This is a genomic window from Nostoc sp. NMS4, assembly GCF_017115095.1.
Taxonomy (GTDB): domain Bacteria; phylum Cyanobacteriota; class Cyanobacteriia; order Cyanobacteriales; family Nostocaceae; genus Nostoc.
The window spans coordinates 1-22,427 of the sequence record NZ_JABXKI010000176.1 but is presented as its reverse complement, the minus strand read 5'-3'; the positions used below and the strand labels follow the sequence as shown (position 1 = coordinate 22,427).

Annotated in this window: 14 protein-coding genes; 7 read left to right on the top strand and 7 right to left on the bottom strand. The window is 40.2% G+C overall.

The features are described from left to right. Window positions 1-141 precede the first annotated feature (141 nt). From HWQ37_RS14940 to HWQ37_RS14920, 5 genes are all read left to right on the top strand, one after another. Entirely contained in the window at window positions 142-1,464 is a 1,323-nt protein-coding gene (locus HWQ37_RS14940) for a cytochrome P450 (RefSeq protein WP_292748382.1), read from the top strand. Between the two features lie 364 nt (window positions 1,465-1,828). Beyond that, the gene (locus tag HWQ37_RS14935) at window positions 1,829-2,842 is read left to right on the top strand and encodes an SMP-30/gluconolactonase/LRE family protein (protein ID WP_292748381.1); all 1,014 of its coding nucleotides are present in this window, start codon (window positions 1,829-1,831) and stop codon (window positions 2,840-2,842) included. Window positions 2,843-3,176: 334 nt separating this feature from the next. Next, complete coding sequence (locus HWQ37_RS14930) at window positions 3,177-3,893, top strand: SDR family oxidoreductase (RefSeq protein ID WP_292748380.1); 717 nt, start codon at window positions 3,177-3,179, stop codon at window positions 3,891-3,893. Between the two features lie 58 nt (window positions 3,894-3,951). Next, complete coding sequence (locus tag HWQ37_RS14925) at window positions 3,952-4,701, top strand: SDR family NAD(P)-dependent oxidoreductase (protein ID WP_292748379.1); 750 nt, start codon at window positions 3,952-3,954, stop codon at window positions 4,699-4,701. A 486-nt stretch (window positions 4,702-5,187) separates the two neighbouring features. Further along, window positions 5,188-6,759 carry a TrbI/VirB10 family protein gene (locus tag HWQ37_RS14920; protein WP_292748378.1) on the top strand — a complete coding sequence of 524 codons (1,572 nt, stop codon included), beginning with the start codon at window positions 5,188-5,190 and terminating at the stop codon, window positions 6,757-6,759. A 63-nt stretch (window positions 6,760-6,822) separates the two neighbouring features. On the opposite strand, the gene HWQ37_RS14915 is transcribed toward HWQ37_RS14920, so the two are convergent. The 3 genes from HWQ37_RS14915 to HWQ37_RS14905 form a co-directional block, all read right to left on the bottom strand. Further along, window positions 6,823-7,044: an ankyrin repeat domain-containing protein gene (locus HWQ37_RS14915; RefSeq protein ID WP_292748377.1), complete on the bottom strand. Its 222-nt coding sequence runs from the start codon at window positions 7,042-7,044 to the stop codon at window positions 6,823-6,825. 747 nt (window positions 7,045-7,791) lie between these two features. After that, window positions 7,792-8,463 carry a helix-turn-helix domain-containing protein gene (locus HWQ37_RS14910; RefSeq protein WP_292748376.1) on the bottom strand — a complete coding sequence of 224 codons (672 nt, stop codon included), beginning with the start codon at window positions 8,461-8,463 and terminating at the stop codon, window positions 7,792-7,794. A 181-nt stretch (window positions 8,464-8,644) separates the two neighbouring features. Beyond that, on the bottom strand, window positions 8,645-9,211 hold the full coding sequence (locus HWQ37_RS14905; RefSeq protein ID WP_292748375.1) for a hypothetical protein: 567 nt from the start codon (window positions 9,209-9,211) through the stop codon (window positions 8,645-8,647). Between the two features lie 1,476 nt (window positions 9,212-10,687). Between HWQ37_RS14905 and HWQ37_RS14900 the strand changes: the two genes are divergently transcribed. Together HWQ37_RS14900 and HWQ37_RS14895 are read left to right on the top strand one after the other, a co-directional pair. Further along, window positions 10,688-11,536 (top strand): hypothetical protein, encoded by an 849-nt coding sequence (locus tag HWQ37_RS14900; RefSeq protein WP_292748374.1) that lies wholly within the window; start codon window positions 10,688-10,690, stop codon window positions 11,534-11,536. A 96-nt stretch (window positions 11,537-11,632) separates the two neighbouring features. Next, the gene (locus HWQ37_RS14895; RefSeq protein WP_292748373.1) at window positions 11,633-11,902 is read left to right on the top strand and encodes a hypothetical protein; all 270 of its coding nucleotides are present in this window, start codon (window positions 11,633-11,635) and stop codon (window positions 11,900-11,902) included. A gap of 152 nt (window positions 11,903-12,054) precedes the next feature. Here HWQ37_RS14895 and HWQ37_RS14890 read toward each other — a convergent pair whose 3' ends face one another. The 4 genes from HWQ37_RS14890 to HWQ37_RS14875 form a co-directional block, all read right to left on the bottom strand. Continuing rightward, window positions 12,055-15,654, bottom strand: coding sequence for a WD40 domain-containing protein (locus HWQ37_RS14890; RefSeq protein ID WP_292748372.1), 3,600 nt, complete (start codon window positions 15,652-15,654; stop codon window positions 12,055-12,057). Between the two features lie 618 nt (window positions 15,655-16,272). Then, window positions 16,273-19,851, bottom strand: coding sequence for a WD40 domain-containing protein (locus tag HWQ37_RS14885; RefSeq protein ID WP_292748371.1), 3,579 nt, complete (start codon window positions 19,849-19,851; stop codon window positions 16,273-16,275). 686 nt (window positions 19,852-20,537) lie between these two features. Further along, window positions 20,538-21,572: an L-histidine N(alpha)-methyltransferase gene (egtD, locus tag HWQ37_RS14880; RefSeq protein ID WP_292748370.1), complete on the bottom strand. Its 1,035-nt coding sequence runs from the start codon at window positions 21,570-21,572 to the stop codon at window positions 20,538-20,540. A 443-nt stretch (window positions 21,573-22,015) separates the two neighbouring features. Beyond that, window positions 22,016-22,387, bottom strand: coding sequence for a DUF423 domain-containing protein (locus tag HWQ37_RS14875; protein WP_292748369.1), 372 nt, complete (start codon window positions 22,385-22,387; stop codon window positions 22,016-22,018). Window positions 22,388-22,427: the final 40 nt, after the last annotated feature.

Genomic DNA, 22,427 nt, shown 5'->3' with positions numbered 1-22,427 from the left:
TGGGAACGAATTCCGAGAGGCTCTGCCTCTTGTCAAGAAAGAGGAGGCGGAGCCTCTGGGAATGGGTTCCCAGCCTCCAGGCTGGGAACCAGTTCGGGCAACCTCCTGACTTTTTGTAATTAAGAACTTTAGGATAATTCTATGCCAATCATATCTGCAACTTTACCGAGTCCTACGGAAGCGACCTTTGATAATACCCTGCAAGGTTTACGCAACTACGATCCAGTCTCTTTTGTGGCTAATCTCGTACAGACATACGGCGATATTGTACGTCTCCCTTTTGGAACTCAAGACATCTATTTACTTAATCATCCTGACTTTATCCGCGACGTATTTGTTAACAAGTCTAGCTACTTTGCTAAACGCAAAGATGCAACTTCAGAAGGAACTTACTTACACCAGATAAGTGGGATCTTACCTCTGTTTGAGGGTCAATTAGGTACAACTTATGCTCCAATAATGGTCGATGCTGCTCTACATGCAGATGGCCGTTGGGATGCTATCTACCAAGAACGTGACCTGCTGAGGGTGGATATTTACAAGGAAGTGATGCGTATTATGCTGGAAATTGTCTTTAAGACGCTGTTTCAAGCGGATGTGGAAGCAGAAGCGGGGAAAGTTGCTGATGCAATTGTCACAATGGATGTTGGCTATGGCTTTGACCCGATCGCTGCATTGTTAAATGACTTAGTACCTTCTACACCTGTGTCTATGACAGCAGAAGCAGAAGCAGCCCGTTCTTATATGTTGAACTTGATGTTAAGCCTGATCCAAGATCACCGTGCTGCTCCACCTGATTCGAGGTCTTTGTTCTTTTGGTTGTTAAAACAACAGGAGAATGGGCAAGTTACTAGTGATGAGCAGATCGCTGACCAAGCACTAAAAATAATGTTTTCCATGCATGAAGTGACAGCCACAACCTTGTCATGGGCGTGGTATTTACTCTCACAATACCCTGAAGTTGAGGCACGGTTACACGCCGAGCTTACAAGTGTGTTAGCAGGACGTACACCAACTTTTGAAGATTTGCCGAACCTACCTTATACAGAGATGGTACTCAAAGAGGTACGACGACTATATCCTTCTGTATGGATCGTCGGACGTTTTGTTCGGGATGATGTGTCATTTGGTGATTATCTAGTTCCAGCTGGTTCAATTTTGCTGTTTAGCCAGCGCTTGCTGCATCGCGATCGCCGTTTCTTTCCCGATCCCGATCGCTTTGACCCTTTGCGCTGGACGCAAGAGGCACAAGCAGCTCGCCCAGAGTTTTCCTATTTTCCCTTCAGCGCTGGCCCTCGACAGTGCGCTGGTCGAGACTTCGCGCCAACAAAAGATGCGTTAATCTTGGCAACTCTGGCACAGCACTGGCAAGCGCGACTAGTACCTGGTCAGCAACTCGAACCATACCCCCAGAAGTCTTTTACACCCCGCTATGGCATTCAAATGACCCTACATCGTCGATAGAAATTTTTTGATACTACATGGCTGGGTTTGCGTTCCAAAACTCAGCCGTTAAGATTATTCTCTGTTTCAAGCTATTGGCAATTAGTTTTAGATTGTTATACCAAAAACTATATGAGGAACGAACCGCAAAGGGCGCAAAGGACACAAAGAAAGAAAGAAAAGTTGGCGCAGCCTCACAAAGAAATAATGGTATTAGGTATTGCTATTTACAGATATTTTCAAGATTCAAGGTCGCTTTGATGTTTGAAAACCTCATATTTTTGATATTTAGTTACTTAATAAATGCGTAATTTAGAAGTAATTGAATTTTTATCCTAACTACATATTTATTAACATTACTTCTACAAAAAGAGGTTTTTCTGTTGTGTGGAAATTTGCTTTGATTGCTTTGAGCTTTGCACAAGTTTTGCTACTGACTTCTTGCCGTTATACTTCCAAAAATGCCACATCTACCTCTGCACAGGCGGCAACGCAGATCCCAGATACGGCTGTAGTTGCTACCTTATCTAAAGTAACATTGCCGCCAGCATATCTCATTTCACCAATGAAGGTTTTGCAGAGTGATAAATACTCTGAAGGAATTGTCTTAGACGGTGAGGGCAACCTCTACTTCTCTCAAACTAAAGCCGGGACAATTACAGTTGTAACTCCTCAAGGCTTCACTAAAATCTGGGCTAAAGTCCCAGGTGCTAACGGTCACAAGATTATGCCCGATGGCACTCATATTGTTGCTGCCAAAAACTCGGTAGTACAGCTAGATGCCAACGGCAAGATCCTAAAAGTGATTGCGAAGGAATTTAATGGCAAGCTCTTGGAGTATCCCAATGACATTACTATAGATTCAGCAGCAGGAAGTTTTTACTTCACTGACTCCGGTAACTCAAACCCCCAAACTCCAACCGGTTCCGTTTATTATGTGGATTCTAGAGGGAAAATTAACTTAGTCGTTACCGGATTAGCTTTTGCCAATGGGATTGTCGTCAGTAGCGATCGCAAACGGCTCTTTGTTAGCGAAAGTAATAAGAATCAAGTCTTAGTCTATGACATACTGTCACCGGGAAAGGTGAGTTCGCAGAAAGTGTTTGCTCAACTCCCCCTCAAAGAGGGAGAACAAATCGACAACAAGCCCGATGGGATATGCCAAGATCCGATGGGAAACCTTTATGTGGCTCACTATGGCATGGGTCAAGTGCAGGTTCTCAATCCTGAAGGCAAGCTGATCCGTCGATATTCGACTGGTAATCTCACCACCAGCAATTGCGCTTTTGCAGGTACAAAGCTTGACCAGCTATTCGTGACTGGCGGTATAAAAACAGAAGACGGTTATGGAGGGATATTCCGCTTGGATATTGGCGTACCCGGATTAGATATCCGCTAAGTGAGAAAAGAGACGGTATTCAGTAACCTTGAGTTTTTGATTAAATCAAGTCGAGTTTAAAACTTAGTTTTGTATACAGTAGAACCGAAAAAATGCAAACTTATTTCCAAATTTTAACCATTGTGTTTGTAGTTGTGTTTTGTAATTCTTAAACTAGAGAGAAAATTGGGAATGTCAATTGGCAGAAATAGCTCAATAATCACAATTGCTCTTAATTTTTAGACAGTAACTAAATCTAGTTAAGCAGATTTTTCCCACTATTAATTCAGCTACTAGGGAGAAAACACTAACCGCAAAAGTAACATATTCAACGACAAATTCAAAGGAGAAACACATGAATTTGCAAAACAAAGTTGTTATTATCACTGGGGCTAGTGGTGGGATCGGCGAGGCAGTTGCCAAGGAGTTAGATGCAGCAGGTATGAGTCTAGTACTCACAGCGCGATCGCAAGATAAACTCGAACGGCTAGCCTCTAAACTCCAAAACGCCAAAGTAGTTACTGGTGAGATCACCAACCCTGAATTGCCACAAAAATTGGTAGATTTTGCTATCCAAACTTTTGGCCAACTTGACGTAGTTTTCAACAATGCAGGTGTGATGACTGTAGGCCCAATTGAAAGTGTTGATATCGAAGCAATTTGCCAGATGGTTCGAGTCAATGTCGAATCTGCTTATAGAATAGCTTACACAGCATTGAGACACTTTAAGCAATCTGGCAGTGGATTTTTAATCAATACTTCAAGTATTGCTGGGCTAAAAACAACCCCCCAATTAGGCGCTTACTGCGGTACTAAATTTGCCATTGAAGCCTTTACGGATTCTCTGCGTGTGGAACTTGCAGGAACCAACATTCGTGTATCCAGCATTGCTCCAGGTACTGTAGATACTGGTTTATATGAGAAATGGGATGAGGAGCAAAAGAATTTCGTCTATTCGGGAGGTGTTCTGCAATCAGCAGATATTGCCCGTTGCGTTCGTTTCATATTAGAACAGCCAGGTAACGTTCTGATTCCCAGACTCTTGGTAGTTCCAGCTGCTGAACCAGTATAAAATTATGGTGAGTAGGTTTTAATTTACACTCTCAAAAAAAGATAGAAAGGATACAATCATGAGTACAGAGAAAAGAGTTGCAGTCATTACAGGAAGCTACAAAGGTCTTGGTTTTGAGATTGCTAAAAAATTGGCAAACCTTGACAATATTCAAGTGATTATAACTGGTCGTGACAAAGCAAAAGGATTAGAAGCTCGTGAAAAATTGGCTTCACAAGGTCAAGAAGTAGACTATCTACCTCTTGATGTCACTGATGATAAAAGTGTTGAAGACTTTGTAGCTGCATTACGTAAACAGTATGGGCGAGTAGATATATTAGTCAATAATGCAGGAGTAAACCCTGCAAAAGAACCAGAGGAAAGCAGTCTGATTACTGCCAAATTGGATACAGTTATCTCGACATTTACAGTCAATACAGTTGGTTCTTTGCGTGTGTCTCAAGCACTAATTCCTCTGATGCAAGAGCGTAATTATGGACGCATTGTTAATGTATCCACTGAAATGGCATCTTTGAATTTTATTAGTACTGATTTTTATCCTCTTGCTCCCTCATATCGGCTGTCAAAAATTGCTTTAAATGGACTGGCTTCTCTATTGGCGAAGGAATTGAAGGGCACTAATATTTTAGTTAACAACTATTCTCCTGGATGGATGAAAACTGATATTGGAGGAGCAAATGCGCCCTTAACCGCAGAAGAAGGAGCAGAAACAGCTGTTTATTTAGCTACACTGCCAGATGGTGGTTCTCAAGGTGGCTTTTTTGCAGAGATAAGAAAGTTTGGTGGGCCATTTCCTTTGCCTTGGTAGCACAGGATAATATCAAGTCCGATTGAAGAAGAATTCAGAAGTCAGAATTCAGGAGTCAGAATCAAGACGCTCTCTACGAGACGCTAAAAGCGAACGAATACTCGCTAACACTGCGCTATCCGCTTTTTCGGTCAAAATTCATTCATTCTGAATTTTGACTCCTGACTCCTGAATTTTGTTTGATAAGCAATCAGCAGTAAATGATACCACATTTTAGAATTATTCCACCATCCCTAATTTTGGATATATGCAAACAAAGCCTGTTTTAGACAGGCTTTGTTTTCATGATGAATATTTCACAAAAAACTTGATTAAAATTTGTTCTTTTACCAGAATCTGAAGTTTATCTAAATAGTCATATTCTAAGAATATTTCTTACTAAACTCAATAGCATTTATCTAGTTAAATAAAACTAATTTTAGATAAAAGCAAATTAGAAAAATATAAAAATAATAATTATTTGGTAAATAAAACCTCAGTTATACAATGACTAAATATTCAATTACTTCAAAAACTTCGGCACAAAATTTATATACTCTAACCTTGGATGAACCTCCATTAGAAGTAGATTCTTTAGATTGGGAATCACGAATGGCAAGCTTGGTTGGCTTTGAAGAAGAATCTCCTGTTATTGAAGTCCCAGTTTTAGAAGATTCTACTGTTTTAAAGCAGTCAGTTTCACAACCACAAGAACTTCAGACTAAACAACTCCTCTCATTTAACCCGTTTACCAAGTTAAGCTTGGTGGGGACTGTTACCTTAACTATAGTTTTGATGGCGGCTGGGTTTTTATCCCAGATAATGAACACCAGCAGTGAAAAGCCAAAAAAAAATATTGCTGTTTCACAAGTGCGATCGCCACTAACTAATGTATCCAGTTCTCAAGGGCTAGAAGAAGAAATAGAAATTCTCAAAACGAAATTAGCCCTGACGGAACAAACACAATTGATTGAAACCACACAACAAAACCTTAAAAGTACAAAATCAAAGCCTCCTCATCTTGTAATCACTTTAGATGTAAAATCGTCAGATAATTCTAGAAATAAACAGCCAATTAAACTGCAAAGAATACCAACACCTATACAAAGAGTTTCTCGGTCTGGGATAGTCACAGTTAAACGAATACCTCAACCTTCACAGTTGTCATCTCTAAAGCCACACACTCAATCAGTGGTTAATTTTACTCCATCACCCACACCAAACCCAATCAAAGAATGGACAACATTAGCAAAGCTAGGTAGCTATGGTCAGGTAAATTTCACTCGTAAACCGAATCGTAGAATTACTACTTATGCAGATAAACAAAATACGCAGGTGGCGCGACAGATACCAGATTCTAATGCTAACCGAATCCAATCACGGACAACTTATATGGTGAGCCAAGTACAATCGCCAACCTCAAAATTGGTAGCAGTGGGAACTACCGCTAAAGCTGTATTAGCAACAGCTGTATTTGGGGAAACTACGAAAGCAAAGAGTAACAAAAATCAAGACGAAAACAAAAACATATTTGTTGTGCGTTTGACACAACCATTAAAATCTGTAGATGGTGCGATCGCTTTACCTACTAACACCGAGTTATTAACTGAAGTTCGTTCTATTTCCCAACAGGGTTTACTAAAGCTGGATGTAGTAAAAGTCATTGTGCAAAATAATCACACTCTCACAGAAAAAAGCTTACCGCAAAATGCTATAATTATTCGCGCTCCCCAAGGTAAACCTTTAATAGCAAATCAATTTCCCAATCAAGAATCATCCATTGCTGGGAGGGATATAGGAGTATTTTTCTTAGGTGCTGCTGGTAAAGTAGGAGAGTTATATAATCGTCCTGATTCCCAAATTACTATAACTACGAACAGCACAGAATATACCACTAATAACTCTAAAGGTAACATCTCAGCAGGTTTCGTAGAAGGCGGGATAAACACTATAGCTCCCAAAATTTCTCAGCGAAATCAACAGGCTATTTCTCAAATAAGGATGCAGCGTACTAATATTTGGTTTTTGCACGCAGGTAAAGATATTGAAATATATGTCAATCAAGCCATGCAGTTTTAGATTTTAGTATTAGAATTTTTGTTTTCTACAGCGACAATTCAAAAGCTACTATCATTCCCTTTCCTACCTAGAAAGCATGGCAACAATCTCTTTACGCCCACTTTTTTTGGCTATATCTAAAGGAGTGTCTCCGTTCTTACCTTTGATATCTAAGCTAGCACCTGCGTTTACCAGAAGCCGGACTCCTTCGATATTGTCCTGCCAAACTGCATCGTGTAGGGCAGTATATCCGTTATAAGGGCCTTGAGCATCTATATTAATCCCATATTCAATCAGAATTTTCATGACCTCTCCAATAGTAATAGTCAATTTTTATTTTGCAACTTTCTATGATTTTAGCCATACTTATTATTGCTACTAGAGTGATAGGAAAACCTCACTTTCAGTATCCGTGCTTGTACTACTTCTTTTTTCTCCAATCTGATAAAGCTCATTAAGTCTTCAGCTTTTTCTTGAGTTGAACTTTGTAATTTAACTAAAGGCATTTCCAGCCAGCAGCTTCGGCAGAACCAGTACACCTGGTTATTACTAATATGTTGTAGAAGCCGATGGGAGCAGCAAGGACAATTTTTCATAGGATCTGCTGATTGCTCTCAAGCTTTGATTAGTTAGGGACTCAATCTAACGAATAATAGACTTATTGCAGAACTTGGGGAAAGGATCAAGATTAAAGATTCAAGGAAAATTCAGTCTCTTGATACCAATTCTGTATGAAGATGCGCCAAACTATATAAGGAACGAACCACATTCGCGCAGCGTCTCGTCAGAGAAGGACACAAAGAAAGAAATAAAATTTGGCGCAGCCTTACAAAGAAATGGTATGAACCATTTTTTATTCTCCTCTCCCTAAGTGTTGCAATAGGTCTAATAACCCAATGAAACATTGCTGAATTCAAGTATGAAATTCACAAATGCAATATTTTAAACTCTTTAATTTGCATCTTTTAAATTAGTCTTGTGCAAATTCAATCATTATTCTTGGATAATGCTGAATTACAAATTTCTTAGACTTAAATAAAAGCCGAAATGATTTCAACACGATTCGCAAGTTGATACTAAGGTTATTTGTATCGAACTATTATCTATTTTTGCAACAGAACCATTTTCGCTTTTTAATACAAGTACTTCATCAGCAACAGTACTCTTATTAAAAATCGCAGCAATTTCTTGGATACAGGCTTGCAACCGTTGAGCTTCTGCAAAAGTCACAGTTGTAGTTTCCTGATTGATTAATTCGCTTGAGCTTGGCTTTTGTGGGACTCTTTGCCAACGTGGGATGTTTTTACTCCGATGCGATCTTCGCCATGTTTGCGGGGTTGTATCGTGGAGGCGGAGAAATTGGCGACCGAAATGCCGTCTATCTAGATAGCCCACAGCTTCAGCAATTTGCTCTACCGACTGGTCTGTTTCGATAAGTAAACGGCGTGCCTCTACCATACGACGTTCAACAATCCAACAGAGTACGGTTTTTCCAGTCTCTCGCCGTACAAGGTCGGTGAGGTAGGCAGGGGAGCGACTGACCGCCTCAGCTACCTCTCTAAGACTAATTGAATTATGATAATTTGTCTCAATAAATCGAAAAACATGGCTTAACAAAGGTTGGGACTGAAGCAAGAATTTTTCAAAACTTGTCAGTATCGCTGTATTAATAGCGATGTTAATATTATAAGAGTCAATGCCATTTAATAAATAATTAGAGTCCATAACTTTCGCCTCATTCCTTGTATTAAATACACTTGGATTTCATCTCGAATTATCTGAACTACAGTAGATTTAAAACCTTTATCATTTCCTGTTAAATTTCAGTTAACCTCCAGAAACTAATTATCTGAATGTTATACTTTCTCTTCATTAATCTCTGACTTTTAACTGATAACTAATTTTGTTACCGCCTGATCCAATACAGCAATTCATCAGAGGCATAAACGTCACGATAAAAACTAAGTTGCTCACATTTTAAGTAGCATCCACCTCGATGTCCTCGTCGAAGCAAAGTTTCATTTCCCTTGGCGATGATTTCGTTCGTTTCATCATCGAAACAATTCCATTCTGAGTAGATAACTTCACCATTGAACATAATAATTGGCCAAGCTATTGTTACACTTGGTTGAGCAAGAATTGCCCACCGATTTACTTCTCTATTTGTGGCTGCGGTTCTGCCATAAAAACGTCCATCAGCACAGAAATATACAAGATTATTAGTATACTCACCTGCTAAAATGTCTCCCCGCCCTTGTCGTAGCGCTTCACAGTGGGTTGGCCACCAATGTTTATTTTCCTGTTCTACTTGCTCTAAGCTGTATTCTAGATTTATTTCAGGTAAAGCATCATTACGTAGAGAAAGATATGTCTCTGCGTCTGTAAGTAGTTTTACTGCTAGTTCATTAGAAACTAGCTCTGGCTTGGAGTAATCTACTAATAGATCGTTGTAGTAGTTGGTTCGCTTCGTCATTTCAAGCCTCTACAATCTTTAAGCAATTTTCTCTGTGTATGCTATTAGTCCTGAATGTCTATAATCCTTGTTTTATGAAAGCTTGGATAACCCAGTTTTCTGTGCAACCTTATATATATGTTGTTAAAAAACATATTAAGTTGCTGCTAAGGGTACGCTTCTTACTCAAAAGGAATTGGCAAGCAAAACCGTTGTTGTCGAGAATATGTACATATAGCAGTGAAATTAGAGGGGAAAGCCCCCGTGCATGAATCGGGGGATATAACTGAGTAAGTTAGTGGTAATAGTTTTTGAGAGTGAGTGTTTCTCTCAAGACCTTTGCGTACAATTATCTATTTCAAGATTTGTTTTAGCCAGTCAAGATAGAAAACTTAAGCGGAAAAGTTTGTGTTTTTCAGGTAGATTTTGGGCAAAACTCCAACTGAAGCGGTTTTAGCCGACAATAAATAAATATAAATTTAGCTAGGCTAGTATCAGACATTGAGTCAGAGACTCAATGAATGCATTCCCAGGCGGAGCCTGGGAACGAGGAAAGTCCTATCAATCAAGGTTTTTAGGACTTGTGTGTACACCGTAGCAAGCCCAAGGGAACGCGAAATCTACCAAATTTAATTCGCTAAGAATTTATGCAAACCTGTATAAAAATGTTATGCTTTGCCAAACCAGTTTTTACAGATGTACGTTTTGGAAAACTAAAATCGCGCTATTACTTACGTATCAAGCTTTTTAGGCTAAATTATACATTTGTATGTGCAACTTGAAATTTGAAGGGGAGAATGTCGCAGGAAAAAAGAACTTATCTTTATCTTAAGTTTCTTATCTTGAGTTGCAAAAGTTTTGTAAATTTAGCAAACTTAACTGTAACAGGCATCAATCAACCACATAGATGAGGGTGGGTAAGATGAGCAATCAGCAAATGTTGCGAAAACGGAGGTTTGCAATAGGGAAAAAGATGACACCGCCCATGCTTTGCTTCTTTCACCAGCACTGCAACTAAAGGGCAGTTTGGACTTTGTTTGACACTATCCGATCGCAATAAGCGTTGCTTCTGGTTAAATGTGCAGGATGGTAATGAAATACATCCTGTGTGCAATCCATTTGTTAGTTTTAAAATAAAAGCTTCCTGTTAGTTTCCCTAAACCTTGTACACGAATGAAGCCGCTTGTCAATCAGGTTTCTGTCAATACATAAGTCCTAAGGATATGGGATTTTCTCACCATTTAAGTCATCTTTAGAATACCTCTCTTCTTGGCGAATGTCCAGCGAAACTCACAATTGGACATTGCATTTGTCAAAGAAAGTCAGCAATTTTCCCTATCTTGGTAGCGAAAGCGATGGTCTAGTCCTGGAAGACATAGGAATGCAATATGCATTTGGTATTTCCATAGGTGCGATGGCGTAACTGCCCTGTGTATGCGATCGCATTCATCTAGCATTCCAATAGCTCTGTAACAAACGTAAGTTAGGAAACGAACTATGCGTAATGACTTGTTAATTAACACTAAATCAGCGTGTTTCGTACCTGACGAAACAGCGCTCAAGACTGACTACACTCAAAGGCATCGATCCAGTTCTGCAAAAGGTGGCGATCGCACCATCTCAAATATAATTGATGCAGAGAAGATAGCTGAAACTCAGAAACTTTTGGATCGAGCGATCGCCTATGCTTGGCATACAGTCAAAACGGATCGCAGACCACCAAAACTCACCCCTACACGTTGGGTATGGCGAATGGCTGGTGCATACCATTCAAGCCGCCACACCTCACGACTGATGTCAGAAGCCGCTCAACGATTTGCTGCATCTGGTCGAATGAATTTAGCACAGTGGGCTAAACAGAAAGCTAGAGAGGAAGCCGGCCACGATCAACTTGCCCTGCTTGATATTCAGTCAATGGGATATGAAGCTGAGGCTGTGGTGCAAGCGCTCGTTCCATCTGCGGCAAGGGCTGTAGTAGATTACTTTACCCAAAGTGTGCAAGCGATCGACCCAATTGGTTGCGTTGGCCATTCCTATGCAAACGAACGCTTAGGAACATTTCAAGGACAGGAGTACATCCAGAGTGTAGAGACTTTGCTACCACAGGGTACTCATGCCACACGCTGGTTGCGTATACACACTGGTGTTGGCCCCGAAGTCAAGCATGTTGAGGAGACAGTTGAGATTGTTGCAGGGATGACTCCTGAAGAGTGTATCCGCGTAGCGAGAGCTTGTTATGAAACTTCGTTGTTACGCTTTACTCCACCCAAGGAGGGCTATATCTCAGACGAGAAACTTGAGAATCTATTGAAACCGCTAAAGTTAAATACTTGCCTACAAGAGTGAACTAATTTTAACAACCTAAAGAAATGACCTCGTAGGTAACAAAGGCTTTTTTTCAGACACGCTTAACTGTATTGTTCAAACAACAAGGAAAAAAAGATGCTAGCTCACATTTTAGATTTTGGATTTTCGATTTTACTATCACTAGGGTCAGGTATTGCCAATGAAGCTGTTTTTTCACATATCTCTCCAAATGAAGCTAAGACTACAACTATCGAGCAACAGTCTTTAAAGCAAGATGCTACCAGTAACTTTTTTGAAGCCAGCTTCAATCTTTTTAATGACATCAAGTTTGATGATTTGGAAAATATCATAACCAATGACTTCGCGCAAGGATTGCCAAGCGATACTGAATTACCTGGTTTTTAGATTCAGTTTATTTCTCCATCTAATGACCTAAACTTCAAACTGTACGATAAGCTGAACCACATCTAATTTTCCAGAGTAATTCAAGCCAGTTAAAGATATAATGCGACGAATTATGGAAGTTAAATGTCAAACAGCTTATCGTTTTTTCATGATTATGGATGGCCAGAATATAACTGAAATCTTTGCTGAGGATGTTTTTCGCTAGTAACTGCTCCCAAGAGTTTGAGTGTAGCAATAGTCGCTGTGGTTAAACCACTAACTCCCATAATGTTCATGCACTTATAGGGTGGTTCCGCTTTCAGAGTTTTTAAACATTCACCTGTTACTATATTCCACAATCTAATTGTCTCATCATCACCACTACTAGCGAGAATCTGATTATTAGGATTAAAGACGACTGACCAAAGTCTGCCTGTATGCCCTTCCAAAGTTCTGAGACATTTACCTGTACTAACATCCCACAGCTTGACTGTATTATCTTGACAGATGGTTGCTAGTATCCGGCTATCTGGACTAAAGGCAACTGAAGGCAACCAACCTGTACTTGCCTGTAAAATTCTTAGGTATTCATTAGTGCTGATACTCCATAACATTAAGGTTCCATCTAGATCAGTACTTGCTAGCAGTTCACCATTTGGACTGAATGTAACGGATGAAACCCAAGTCGTATGATCTTTTAGTGTTATTTTACACTCACTAGTGCTGAGATCCCATAATTTAACTGTCTGATCTGAAGAAGCACTTGCTAACATCTTTCCTTGAGGGCAAAAGGCAACTGACCAAACTGCCGCCTGATGTTCCTGGAACTTTTTAAAGTATTGACCCGTACTAATATCCCATAATCTCACTGTTTTATCGTCACTGCTACTGGCTAGTGTTTGACCGTCAGGACAAAAAGCGACAGACCAAACTAGCGCCTCATGTCCTTGGAATATTTTGAGGCATTGCCCACTATTAACATCCCACAACCTGATTGAAGAATCATGACTGCCACTTGCCAAGGTCTGCCCATCTGGACTGAAAGCGGCTGACTGGATTGCAGCACTATGCCCCTGGAATATTTTCAGGCATTGCCCACTATTAACATCCCACAACCTGATTGAAGAGTCGTGACTGCCACTTGCTAATGTCTGCCCATCTGGACTGAAGGCAAGTGAGAGTACTTGATTAGTATATCCCTGAAAAGTTTTGAAACATTCACCAGTCTGAACACTCCACAGCCTAACTGTTTGGTCATAACTGCTACTAGCTAAGATATCACCCTCTGGACTAAAAGCGACACCAAATACCCAACCCGAATGTCCCTGAAAAGTTTTGAGACATTCCCCTGTGCGAACACTCCACAACTTCACCATCTGGTCAAAACCGCTACTAGCTAAAATATCACCCTCTGGACTAAAGTCCACTGAATAGACTTCATTGGAATGTCCTTGAAAAGTTTTGAGGCATTCACCAGTACTAATATCCCATAACTTTACTGTCTGGTCTTCACTACCAGTCGCTAGCATCTGACCATCAGGACTGACAGTAATTGCCCGTATTCCATCACTGTGTCCGTGGAAAGTTTTCACACATTCGGTAGCGTTGATATTCCATACCCCAACTGTATGGTCATCACTGCCAGTCACCAATGTTTGCCCATCTGGACTGAAGGCAACACAGCATACCCAACTTGTATGTCCTTGGAAAGTTTTGAGGCATTGGCCAGTACTGACATTCCATAACTTCATGGTCTGGTCATCACTACCACTAGCTAATAATTCACCATCAGAACTAAAAGCAACTGACCAAACTTCATGATCGTGTTCCTGCAAGGTGTGAAAGCATTGACCTGTAGCAACATCCCATAACTTCACTGTATGGTCAGTACTACCACTAGCAAAAATAGTGCTATCTGGACTAAAGGCTACTGACAAAACCCAGTTGGTATGACCCTTACAAAACAAAAGTTGCTTCCAATCTGAAACTTGGTATAAGCGAATTTCACCATTGGTGTCACCCAAAGCCAAAAGTTTACCGTCAGGGCTAAAGGCTACCGACAAAACACCACCGAAGGTTTCAGCAAAAATAGACTTGTCAAAATTGGCATTTTGGAAATTTACATCGTGCAATTTCAAACACCGTAGGTCTGCTTGCCAAATACTCAAATTAGAAAAATCATAGCTGCTGAGATCGCATTCCAGATAACAAAGCAGATTGAGAATATTGCCGGCTGTATAACTTTGTTCTAGTGGTGATGTCTTTCGTGACCTTGCTAAAATTTGGCTGAGTTGATTCTCTAAGTTTTTTTTGCTTCTGGTGACAGCGAGCAACTCATCGATAATTGGTTTGAGGATCAGGCGAATTTGAATCTCTCTCACGTAGTCTTTTGCTGTTGCCTTGATCAAGGCATGACACCTGAAAAAATCAAGATTCTGAGTTTCAATCTCGTGACAAACTATCTCTATTAATCGCTGAGTCACATACTCCATGACGACAGGTTGTAGGGTGAAGAGTGCTGTGCTTTTCTCAACTAGCGATCGCCTCACCAGAGATTCCAGAGCTTCTAGTAGTTTTTGTGGTTGTATTAGTGATACAATGTCCTCTTGGATTTCTGATAGGGAAACTGGCTCACGATTGATTGCTAGCCAGTAAATTATATCTTTCTCTAAATTTGCCAAGCGCGAAAACTGCTGGTCTAATAGATCCCGAATGCTGCCAAAAACAGCCGTGTAATGTTGCAGAAATTCACCAACATTACCATCAAAAACATCTTGGATGGTTGTTGCTACTATCTTCAAAGCTAGGGCATTACCTGCATAACGCTCAACTACTGCTGGTAATTCTGACTCTGAGCCAGAAAACCCCTTGGCTTCAAAGATTTGCTGTCCTGCTACTACCTCTAAACCACTGAGTTGTAATGAGCGAACAGCCAGTGTTTCTCCTGCGAGTGACGCTATATCTTTGGGGTTTTCACGAGAAGTCAGCACCAAGGTACTTTTATGCATAACTTGTCCCAATCGTTTGATTAGTAAGCCATAATCTTCATAGCCTTCTCGATAGCATCCAGCACAAGCGCCTGGTTGCAAAATAGTCTCTAGATTATCTAATACGATTAGACAGCGCTGTTGTTGCAAATATTCAATTAGTTGTGATATTCTTCTATCTAGAGTTTTTGGTAAGTCAGTTTCTAAAACCTGCTCGTGAGAGAAAAATTGAATTAAATTTGCCAGCAGGTCAAAAAGTGGGGGAGCATTGTAGAGCGATCGCCAAATAACATACTCAAACAATCCTTGAACTTTTTGTGCTAGTTTGGCAGCCAGAGAGGTTTTACCAATTCCTCCCATCCCCAACAGCGCCACTACTCGACAGCGTTCCTCAATCAGCCATTGCTCTAGTAGAGTCAGTTCATCTGTGCGTCCATAAAAAACAGATACATCCACCATTTCTCCCCAATCAACGCGCTTGGGGTTTTTCAAGTTTTCTGAACCCTTTAAATCAGAGTCGGGGCTTGTATAGTCGTTTTGATCCAGTTCTAAATTAAACATCATAAACAAACGCACTAGCGTTCGTTTATCAACCCCAGTTTCCCTAGTTACTACTTTCCTCAAGGTGACAGGAGTGATCCCAGCTTGTTCGCTTAATTCTTCTAAAGTAAATTTGGAGCCTTTGTTTTCTCTAAACTCCCATTCAAGTTTAGCATTCTGGAATTTTTGCCAGCCTTCAAAAGTCAGTATCAGCCCACGATTACGTTTGGGTTTCTCTGGTTTCATAATTTCTGACGAAGAATTGGATTTCGAGTAGTAGATCGGTTTCTACCACTGGCGTGCATGGAAAACAGCGATCGCTAAATTAGAGTTGTTGCAAAATAACCTAAATAATCCTTAAAACCCATTCAAAACCAACATTGCCAAAATCTGATTTTAGATAGCTAAAACGTCAACTTTGTATAAGAGAGCTTAAGCTAATTTAGGCGTTATTAAGCGACAACTGTAGTACGAAGAAATCAAAATTTTATTTATACACTTATACTCATAAAACCTGGATTGTATTGTTCAATACCTCGTTTATCTAGTAGATATTCACTCTAATTGAAGCACATTAAGATAGACTATTTTTAACTTGAGGTTAATTTTATTATTGAGTAATTTACTATATGATAGTAATTGGAAAGTCATTAAAAGTCAATGACAATGGCTAGGAAAAATACTGATAATTTAACAACTTATTTTTCGCTGAAAGGGAAGATTATTTTGGAATAATATTGTGGAAAATCCGAGTTGTAACCTTTGGAATTACGAATTACGAATTACGTTAGCGTAGCGTTAGCGAGTCATCGATAGCGAAGCGTTAGCGAGTCTTCGAGCGTCGCGTCATTACGAATTATTTGGTCAATTCTCAATTGCTCCCAAAACTTTCAAAGAAGCAATAGTTGCTTGAGTTAAACCTGTAACACCAGTAATATTCATGGTCTCATAAGGTCTTTCATTTCTGAGAGTTTTTAGACATTCACCCGTCAAAACATTCCATAATTTAACGGTTTCATCTTCACTACCACTTACCAAAGTTTGACTATCTGGACTAAAGGCAACCGACCTGATCCAGTGGGTATGACCATGCAAAATTTTGATACATTCACCTGATTCGATATCCCACAACCTTACAGTTTGATCTACACTCCCGCTAGCCAAAAGTTTACCTTCAGGACTAAAAGCAACCGACAATACCCAACTTGTGTGTCCCAACAAAATTTTGAGACATTCACCTGTGTTAACATCCCAAAGCTTGACTGTTTTATCTTTACTGCCACTGGCCAGAATTTTACCTTCAGGACTGAAAGCAACCGACAATACCCAACTTGTATGTCCCGACAAAATTTTGAGACATTCACTTGTGTTAATATCCCAGAGCTTCACTGTTTGGTCATCACTGCCACTAGCTAAGATATTTCCTTCAGGACTGAAAGCAACTGACCATACTCCATGAGTATGTTCCAAAATATTCAAAACTTCACCAGTGTTGACATCCCAAAGCCTTACAGTTTTGTCATCACTGCCACTGGCCACAATTTTACCTCCAGGAGCAAAGGCCACTGATTTTATCCAGCCTGTATGTCCTTCTAAGATGTTGCAGCATTGGCAGGTGCTACTATCCCACAGCCTCACGAGATGATCGTAACTGCCACTTGCCAAGATATTACCTTGCGGACTAAAGGCAACGGTTCGGACTCGATTAGGGTGTCCCTGCAAAGTTTTGTAGCACTTTCCATCGGCGACATCCCAAAGCTTTAGGGTTTGGTCATTATTGCTGCTAATTATGGTCTGACCGCCAGGAGCAAACGCAACAGACCACACCCCATTATTGTATCCTTGCAAGTTTCTTAAGGCTTGACCAGTGCTAACATCCCAAAATCTCACAGTTTGGTCATCACTACCACTGACCACAGTTTGACCATCTGGACTGAAAACAACAGACCAGACAAAACTGGTGTGTCCCTCTAAAGTTTTGAGGCATTCTCCTGTGCGGAAATTCCAGAGTTTTACAGTTTGGTCATCACTGCCACTAGCCAGAATATTATCACTAGGAGCAAAGGCGACTGACCTAACCTTGTCACTATGTCCTTGGAAAGTTCTCAGACACTCGCCATCGGGGATACTCCAGAGTTTCACAGTTTGGTCATCACCACCGCTAACCAAGGTTTGACCATCGAGATTGAAAGCAACTGAGGAAACCGAACTGGTGTGTCCCTCTAAAGTTTTGAGGCATTCTCCTGTGCGGAAATTCCATAGCTTCACGGTTTTATCACTGCTAGCACTGGCGAGAATTTTACCTTGAGGATTAAAAACTACAGATAATACAGAATCAGTATGTTCTCGTAAAACTTTGTAACACTTACTATCTGGAATACTCCATAAACGCACTGCCCGATCGTCACAGCCAGAAGCTATAATTTCACCTTGAGGACTAAAAGCAACAGTTCGTACCCGTTCAGGATGTCCTGTTAAAGTTTTCAAGCATTCACCTGTGTTGACATCCCACAATTTCACATTTTGGTCAGTACCTCCACTGCAAAGAGTACTACCATTTGGACTAAAGGCGATCGCTCGAACCCAATCAATGTGTCCTAGACAGATCAAAAGTTGTTCGCCCTCAGCAAAGTCTCGCCACAAGCAAATCTTGCCATTTGCGTCACTCACTGCTAAAATTCTTCCGTTGGGGCTGAATGCTACCGCAGAAATTTTACTGAAATTTTTAGTAAAAACCGATTTAGATAAATTAGCGTTTTGGAAATTGACTTGAGGTAAACTTACACCCCGCATATCTACTTGCCAAACGCTGAGGTTAGAAAAATCATAACCTCTTAAATCTGTCTTTAACTGACGAAGCAAGTTGAGAATATTTCCGCTTGTATACCCAGGTTCTAGTGGGGATTCCCCTTGCAGCTTGACTAAAATTTCATTTAAATGATTTTCTAGTTTTCTTGGGGTTTTAAAAGTAGTGAAAAGTTCATCTATAACTGGCTTAATTATTAAGCGTAATTGAGTTTCTCTAATGTAGTCTTTGGATTGAGCTTTACTCAAAGCATAATACTTAAGCAGCACAATATCCTGAGTGGCAATTTCTTGATAAGTTTGCTGAATTAATTTGCTAGTCACATACTCCATGACTATAGAGTGTAATGTGAAGAGGAAACCACTTTTTTCACTTAGCGTTGACTGAAATTTGTCGATGAGACTTCGCCTGATCAAAGACTCTAGAGCTTCTAGTAACTTGTGTGGTATTACTAATAAAGTTAAATCTTCTTGCAATTTGGAGAGTGGAATTGACTCACGATTAATTGCCAGCCAGTACATAACCACACGTTCTAAATTAGATAAACGCTCAAACTGCTGCTCTAAAACGGCGCAGATATCACCAAAAACAGCTGTTTTTTGGTTCAAAAAACCACAAATATCACCATTGAAGACATCTTGAATAGTCGTTGCAACTATCTTCAAAGCCAATGGATTACCAAAATAAAGTTCAATCAGGGCTTTCTTTTTGGACTCTGTTCCAGACAGACATTTGAGGTGAAAAATTTTTTTTCCTTCTTCTTCTTTTAGACCCCTCACTTGTAATGAACGAACCAGTAATGCTTGTCCTTCGTGTAACGCTATATCTTTCGGTTTTTCGCGTGAAGTCAGCAACAAGGTACTTTGATGCATAACTTGTCCCAAGCGTTTGATTAGTAAGCCATAATCTTCATAGCCTTCTCGATAGCATCCAGCACAAACGCCTGGTTGCAAAATAGTGTCTAGATTATCTAATACGATTAGACAGCGCTGTTGTTGCAAATATTCAATTAGTTGTGATATTCTTCTATCTAGAGTTTTTGGTAAGTCAGTTTCTAAAACCTGCTCGTGAGAGAAAAATTGAATTAAATTTGCCAGCAGGTCAAAAAGTGGGGGAGCATTGTAGAGCGATCGCCAAATAACATACTCAAACAATCCTTGAACTTTTTGTGCTAGTTTGGCAGCCAGAGAGGTTTTACCAATTCCTCCCATCCCCAACAGCGCCACTACTCGACAGCGTTCCTCAATCAGCCATTGTTCTAGTAGAGTCAGTTCATCTGTGCGTCCATAGAAAACAGATACATCTACCATCTCTCCCCAATCAACGCGCTTTCGAGACTCTAAGGCTGGGAGTTTCGCCAAATCAGGATTTAACTTAAAATAGTCTTGCGAATTTAGCTCTAAGTTAAACGCCATGAATAAATAAACTAACGTTCGTTTGTCAACCCCTTCTTGGTTGGTAAGTATCTTTGCAACTGTATTTGATGTTAATCCAGCGCGTTCACTTATTTCTTCCAGGGTGTACTTAGAGCCAGATTTTTCTCGAAGTTCCCCTTCAAGTTTCGCTTTTTGAAGCTTTTGCCAGCCTTCACGAGTAAGTATAACGCCACGATTTCGTTTTGGCCTGTGCTGATTCATAAATTATGAATACCTATTTTTTACAGCAAAAGTTCATGACCAGCCTTTTTAAAGAGGCCATCTCCATTATCACTTTTAGCTTAAAGTCTAGTCATACATCGAACCAGGACTAATATCGTGTCCGGGTAAAGACTTATCATTTAGACCGCAGGGGGTGCAGGGAGAAAGAGATTTTGCTGATTTTTGCACAGATGCGGTAATTATAAGTAATTAACCGGACTTGATATCACAATATCTAAAAAATCGGACGCGATGCTAAGTGAAATATGTCCCTTTGGGACTAGGTATCTTTTTAAAGGCGATCGCGTATACTACTCGCTAGGGAGCGAGTGAAGAAATACCTTATAAAGCTTTATCAGAGGTTGTTTAGGCATTTATGCAAGTTCCAAAATAAATTTATCGAACAGAATTCAGGAGTCAGGAGTCGGAATTCAGTTGTGTATTCTGTACGACTGGTGGATAGCGCTTTAATTTGAAAGTGCTAATAAATACTTTAATCATTGAAGATCCCCCTAAATCCCCCTTCAAAAGGGGGACTTTGATTCTAGTTACCCACTTTTTTAAGCTAGGGGGGATCAAAACAATATAGAATCAGGTGAGCAGACTTATGTGTACACCGTAGCCTAAAAGAGGAAGAGGCTTTGAGTGTTACTACCCAAGACTTGTGAGCCATAGTCTGATTTGCTTTATGCTTGCAGCTGACAGAGCAGTAAACCAAACCATTGATTTGAATCTGTCCATACATGAAGAGGTAATAAATTTTGTGCAGTTAGTTGCTGTTTGATGGTATTAAGGTCAAATTTGCGGGAAATTTCAGTGAGGATAGTCTCACCTAGTACAAAATTAACTTTAAGATTAAGAGCGCGTAATTCTACAATTTGCGATCGCAAGCTGCGTAAATGCATTTCTATTTGATGCTCGTTTTCATTGTAAAATGCCTGGTGTTCAAACTGGGTGGTGTCAAAGTTACCCTCAAACTGCTGATTTAAATGTTCCAGCATATTGAGGTTAAATGCAGCTGTCACTCCCTGGCTGTCGTCATAAGCCGGTTCCAAAATCTGTTTTGGCTTTCGCAAATCTATCCCCAATAAGAAATACTCACCTACTTGTAGAGCATTTGTAACTTGAGAGAAGAACACATCACACTCATCAGGTGTAAGATTACCTAAAGTGCTACCAATAAAACAAATCATCCGACTGGGTAATTGCGTCGGCAGAAGTTTCGCAAGGGCTAATTCATAGGTTCCCGCAAGTGCATAAACTTGGAGTAAGGGATAATCTTCTAATAACTGCTTGGCACTACTTTCTAATATACCTGCACATACATCAATTGGTAGGTAGTGCAGAGGATAACCTAGTTGCTGGTAGGCATCCAGTAAAATACGGGTTTTGCTAGAACTGCCACTGCCAAGTTCTACCAATTCACAAACGCCAGTTATCTGGGCAATTTCACCAGCATATTGCTGTAAAATCCTTGTTTCTGTGCGTGTAAGATAATATTCCGGTAAATCACAGATTTGCTCAAACAGATCGGAACCACGGTCATCATAAAAGTAACAAGGGGGTAGAGATTTAGGTGTTTGAGTTAATCCCTTCACTACATCACTCCCCGCACTAGATGCAACTATTTGAGTTGCTCCGATCAAACGCTCTATCTGCAAGCGTTTTTCACTACTGCTTTGAAAAGTAACCTTGCTGTTAATAGCTTTAGATATCGACATGAAACCTCCATTTGCTTGGCGTAATAGGTTACTTTGATGGCAGACCTTTACCCAATCAGTGAAACACATAGCCATAGCTAATAAAATCATGCCTGAGCAATATAGCTCAAGCTTTAAAGCTATTTTTCAGCATTTTCCCATTAGAATATTAGCAAATAAGCGCCTAAGTGCTATCTTCTAACAGCAAGAAAGACTTGATACAGGCAATATGCCCCAAGTGCCAGTTTACTTCTGAAAAAATTAGATATTGTAGGGTGTGTTAGATAGAACGTCGTAACGCACCGAATCTTTATGAATAGTGCGTTACGCTTGGTTGTAAAAATGAGGTAAATGAGGTTCTCAAAAATGGAGTTAACAGTTTTTAACTCTTAACTCCTAAATTTTTTACCTTTAACAGCAAGAAGGCTCACACTGTACCTGTACTCGGATGGGTGTTGGGTAGTTCACAACTTCAAATTCCACGCAGCAAAAGCTAAAGCACACCAACCTGCAAGAAAGGCTGTACCGCCTAGTGGTGTGATGGCTCCCAAGGATTTAATACCGGTTAAGCTAAGGGCGTACAAGCTACCTGAGAAAATAGCTATGCCAATGATAAACAGCCATCCACTGGCGATAAGAGTGGGTTGAGGGGATTCGGTACGACTAATTAGTAGGGCTATAAACAAAAGTGCTAGAGCGTGATACATTTGGTAACGAGCGCCAGTTTCAAAAATTTCTAGCGATCGCTCACTAATTTTTTCCCGTAAGGCATGGGAACCAAAAGCACCAGCAGCAACTGACAAACCGCCTAAAATGGCAGCTAAGCTAATCGGCATTTAAGCTGCATAATATAAATGTAGAGTCGATTGAAAATAA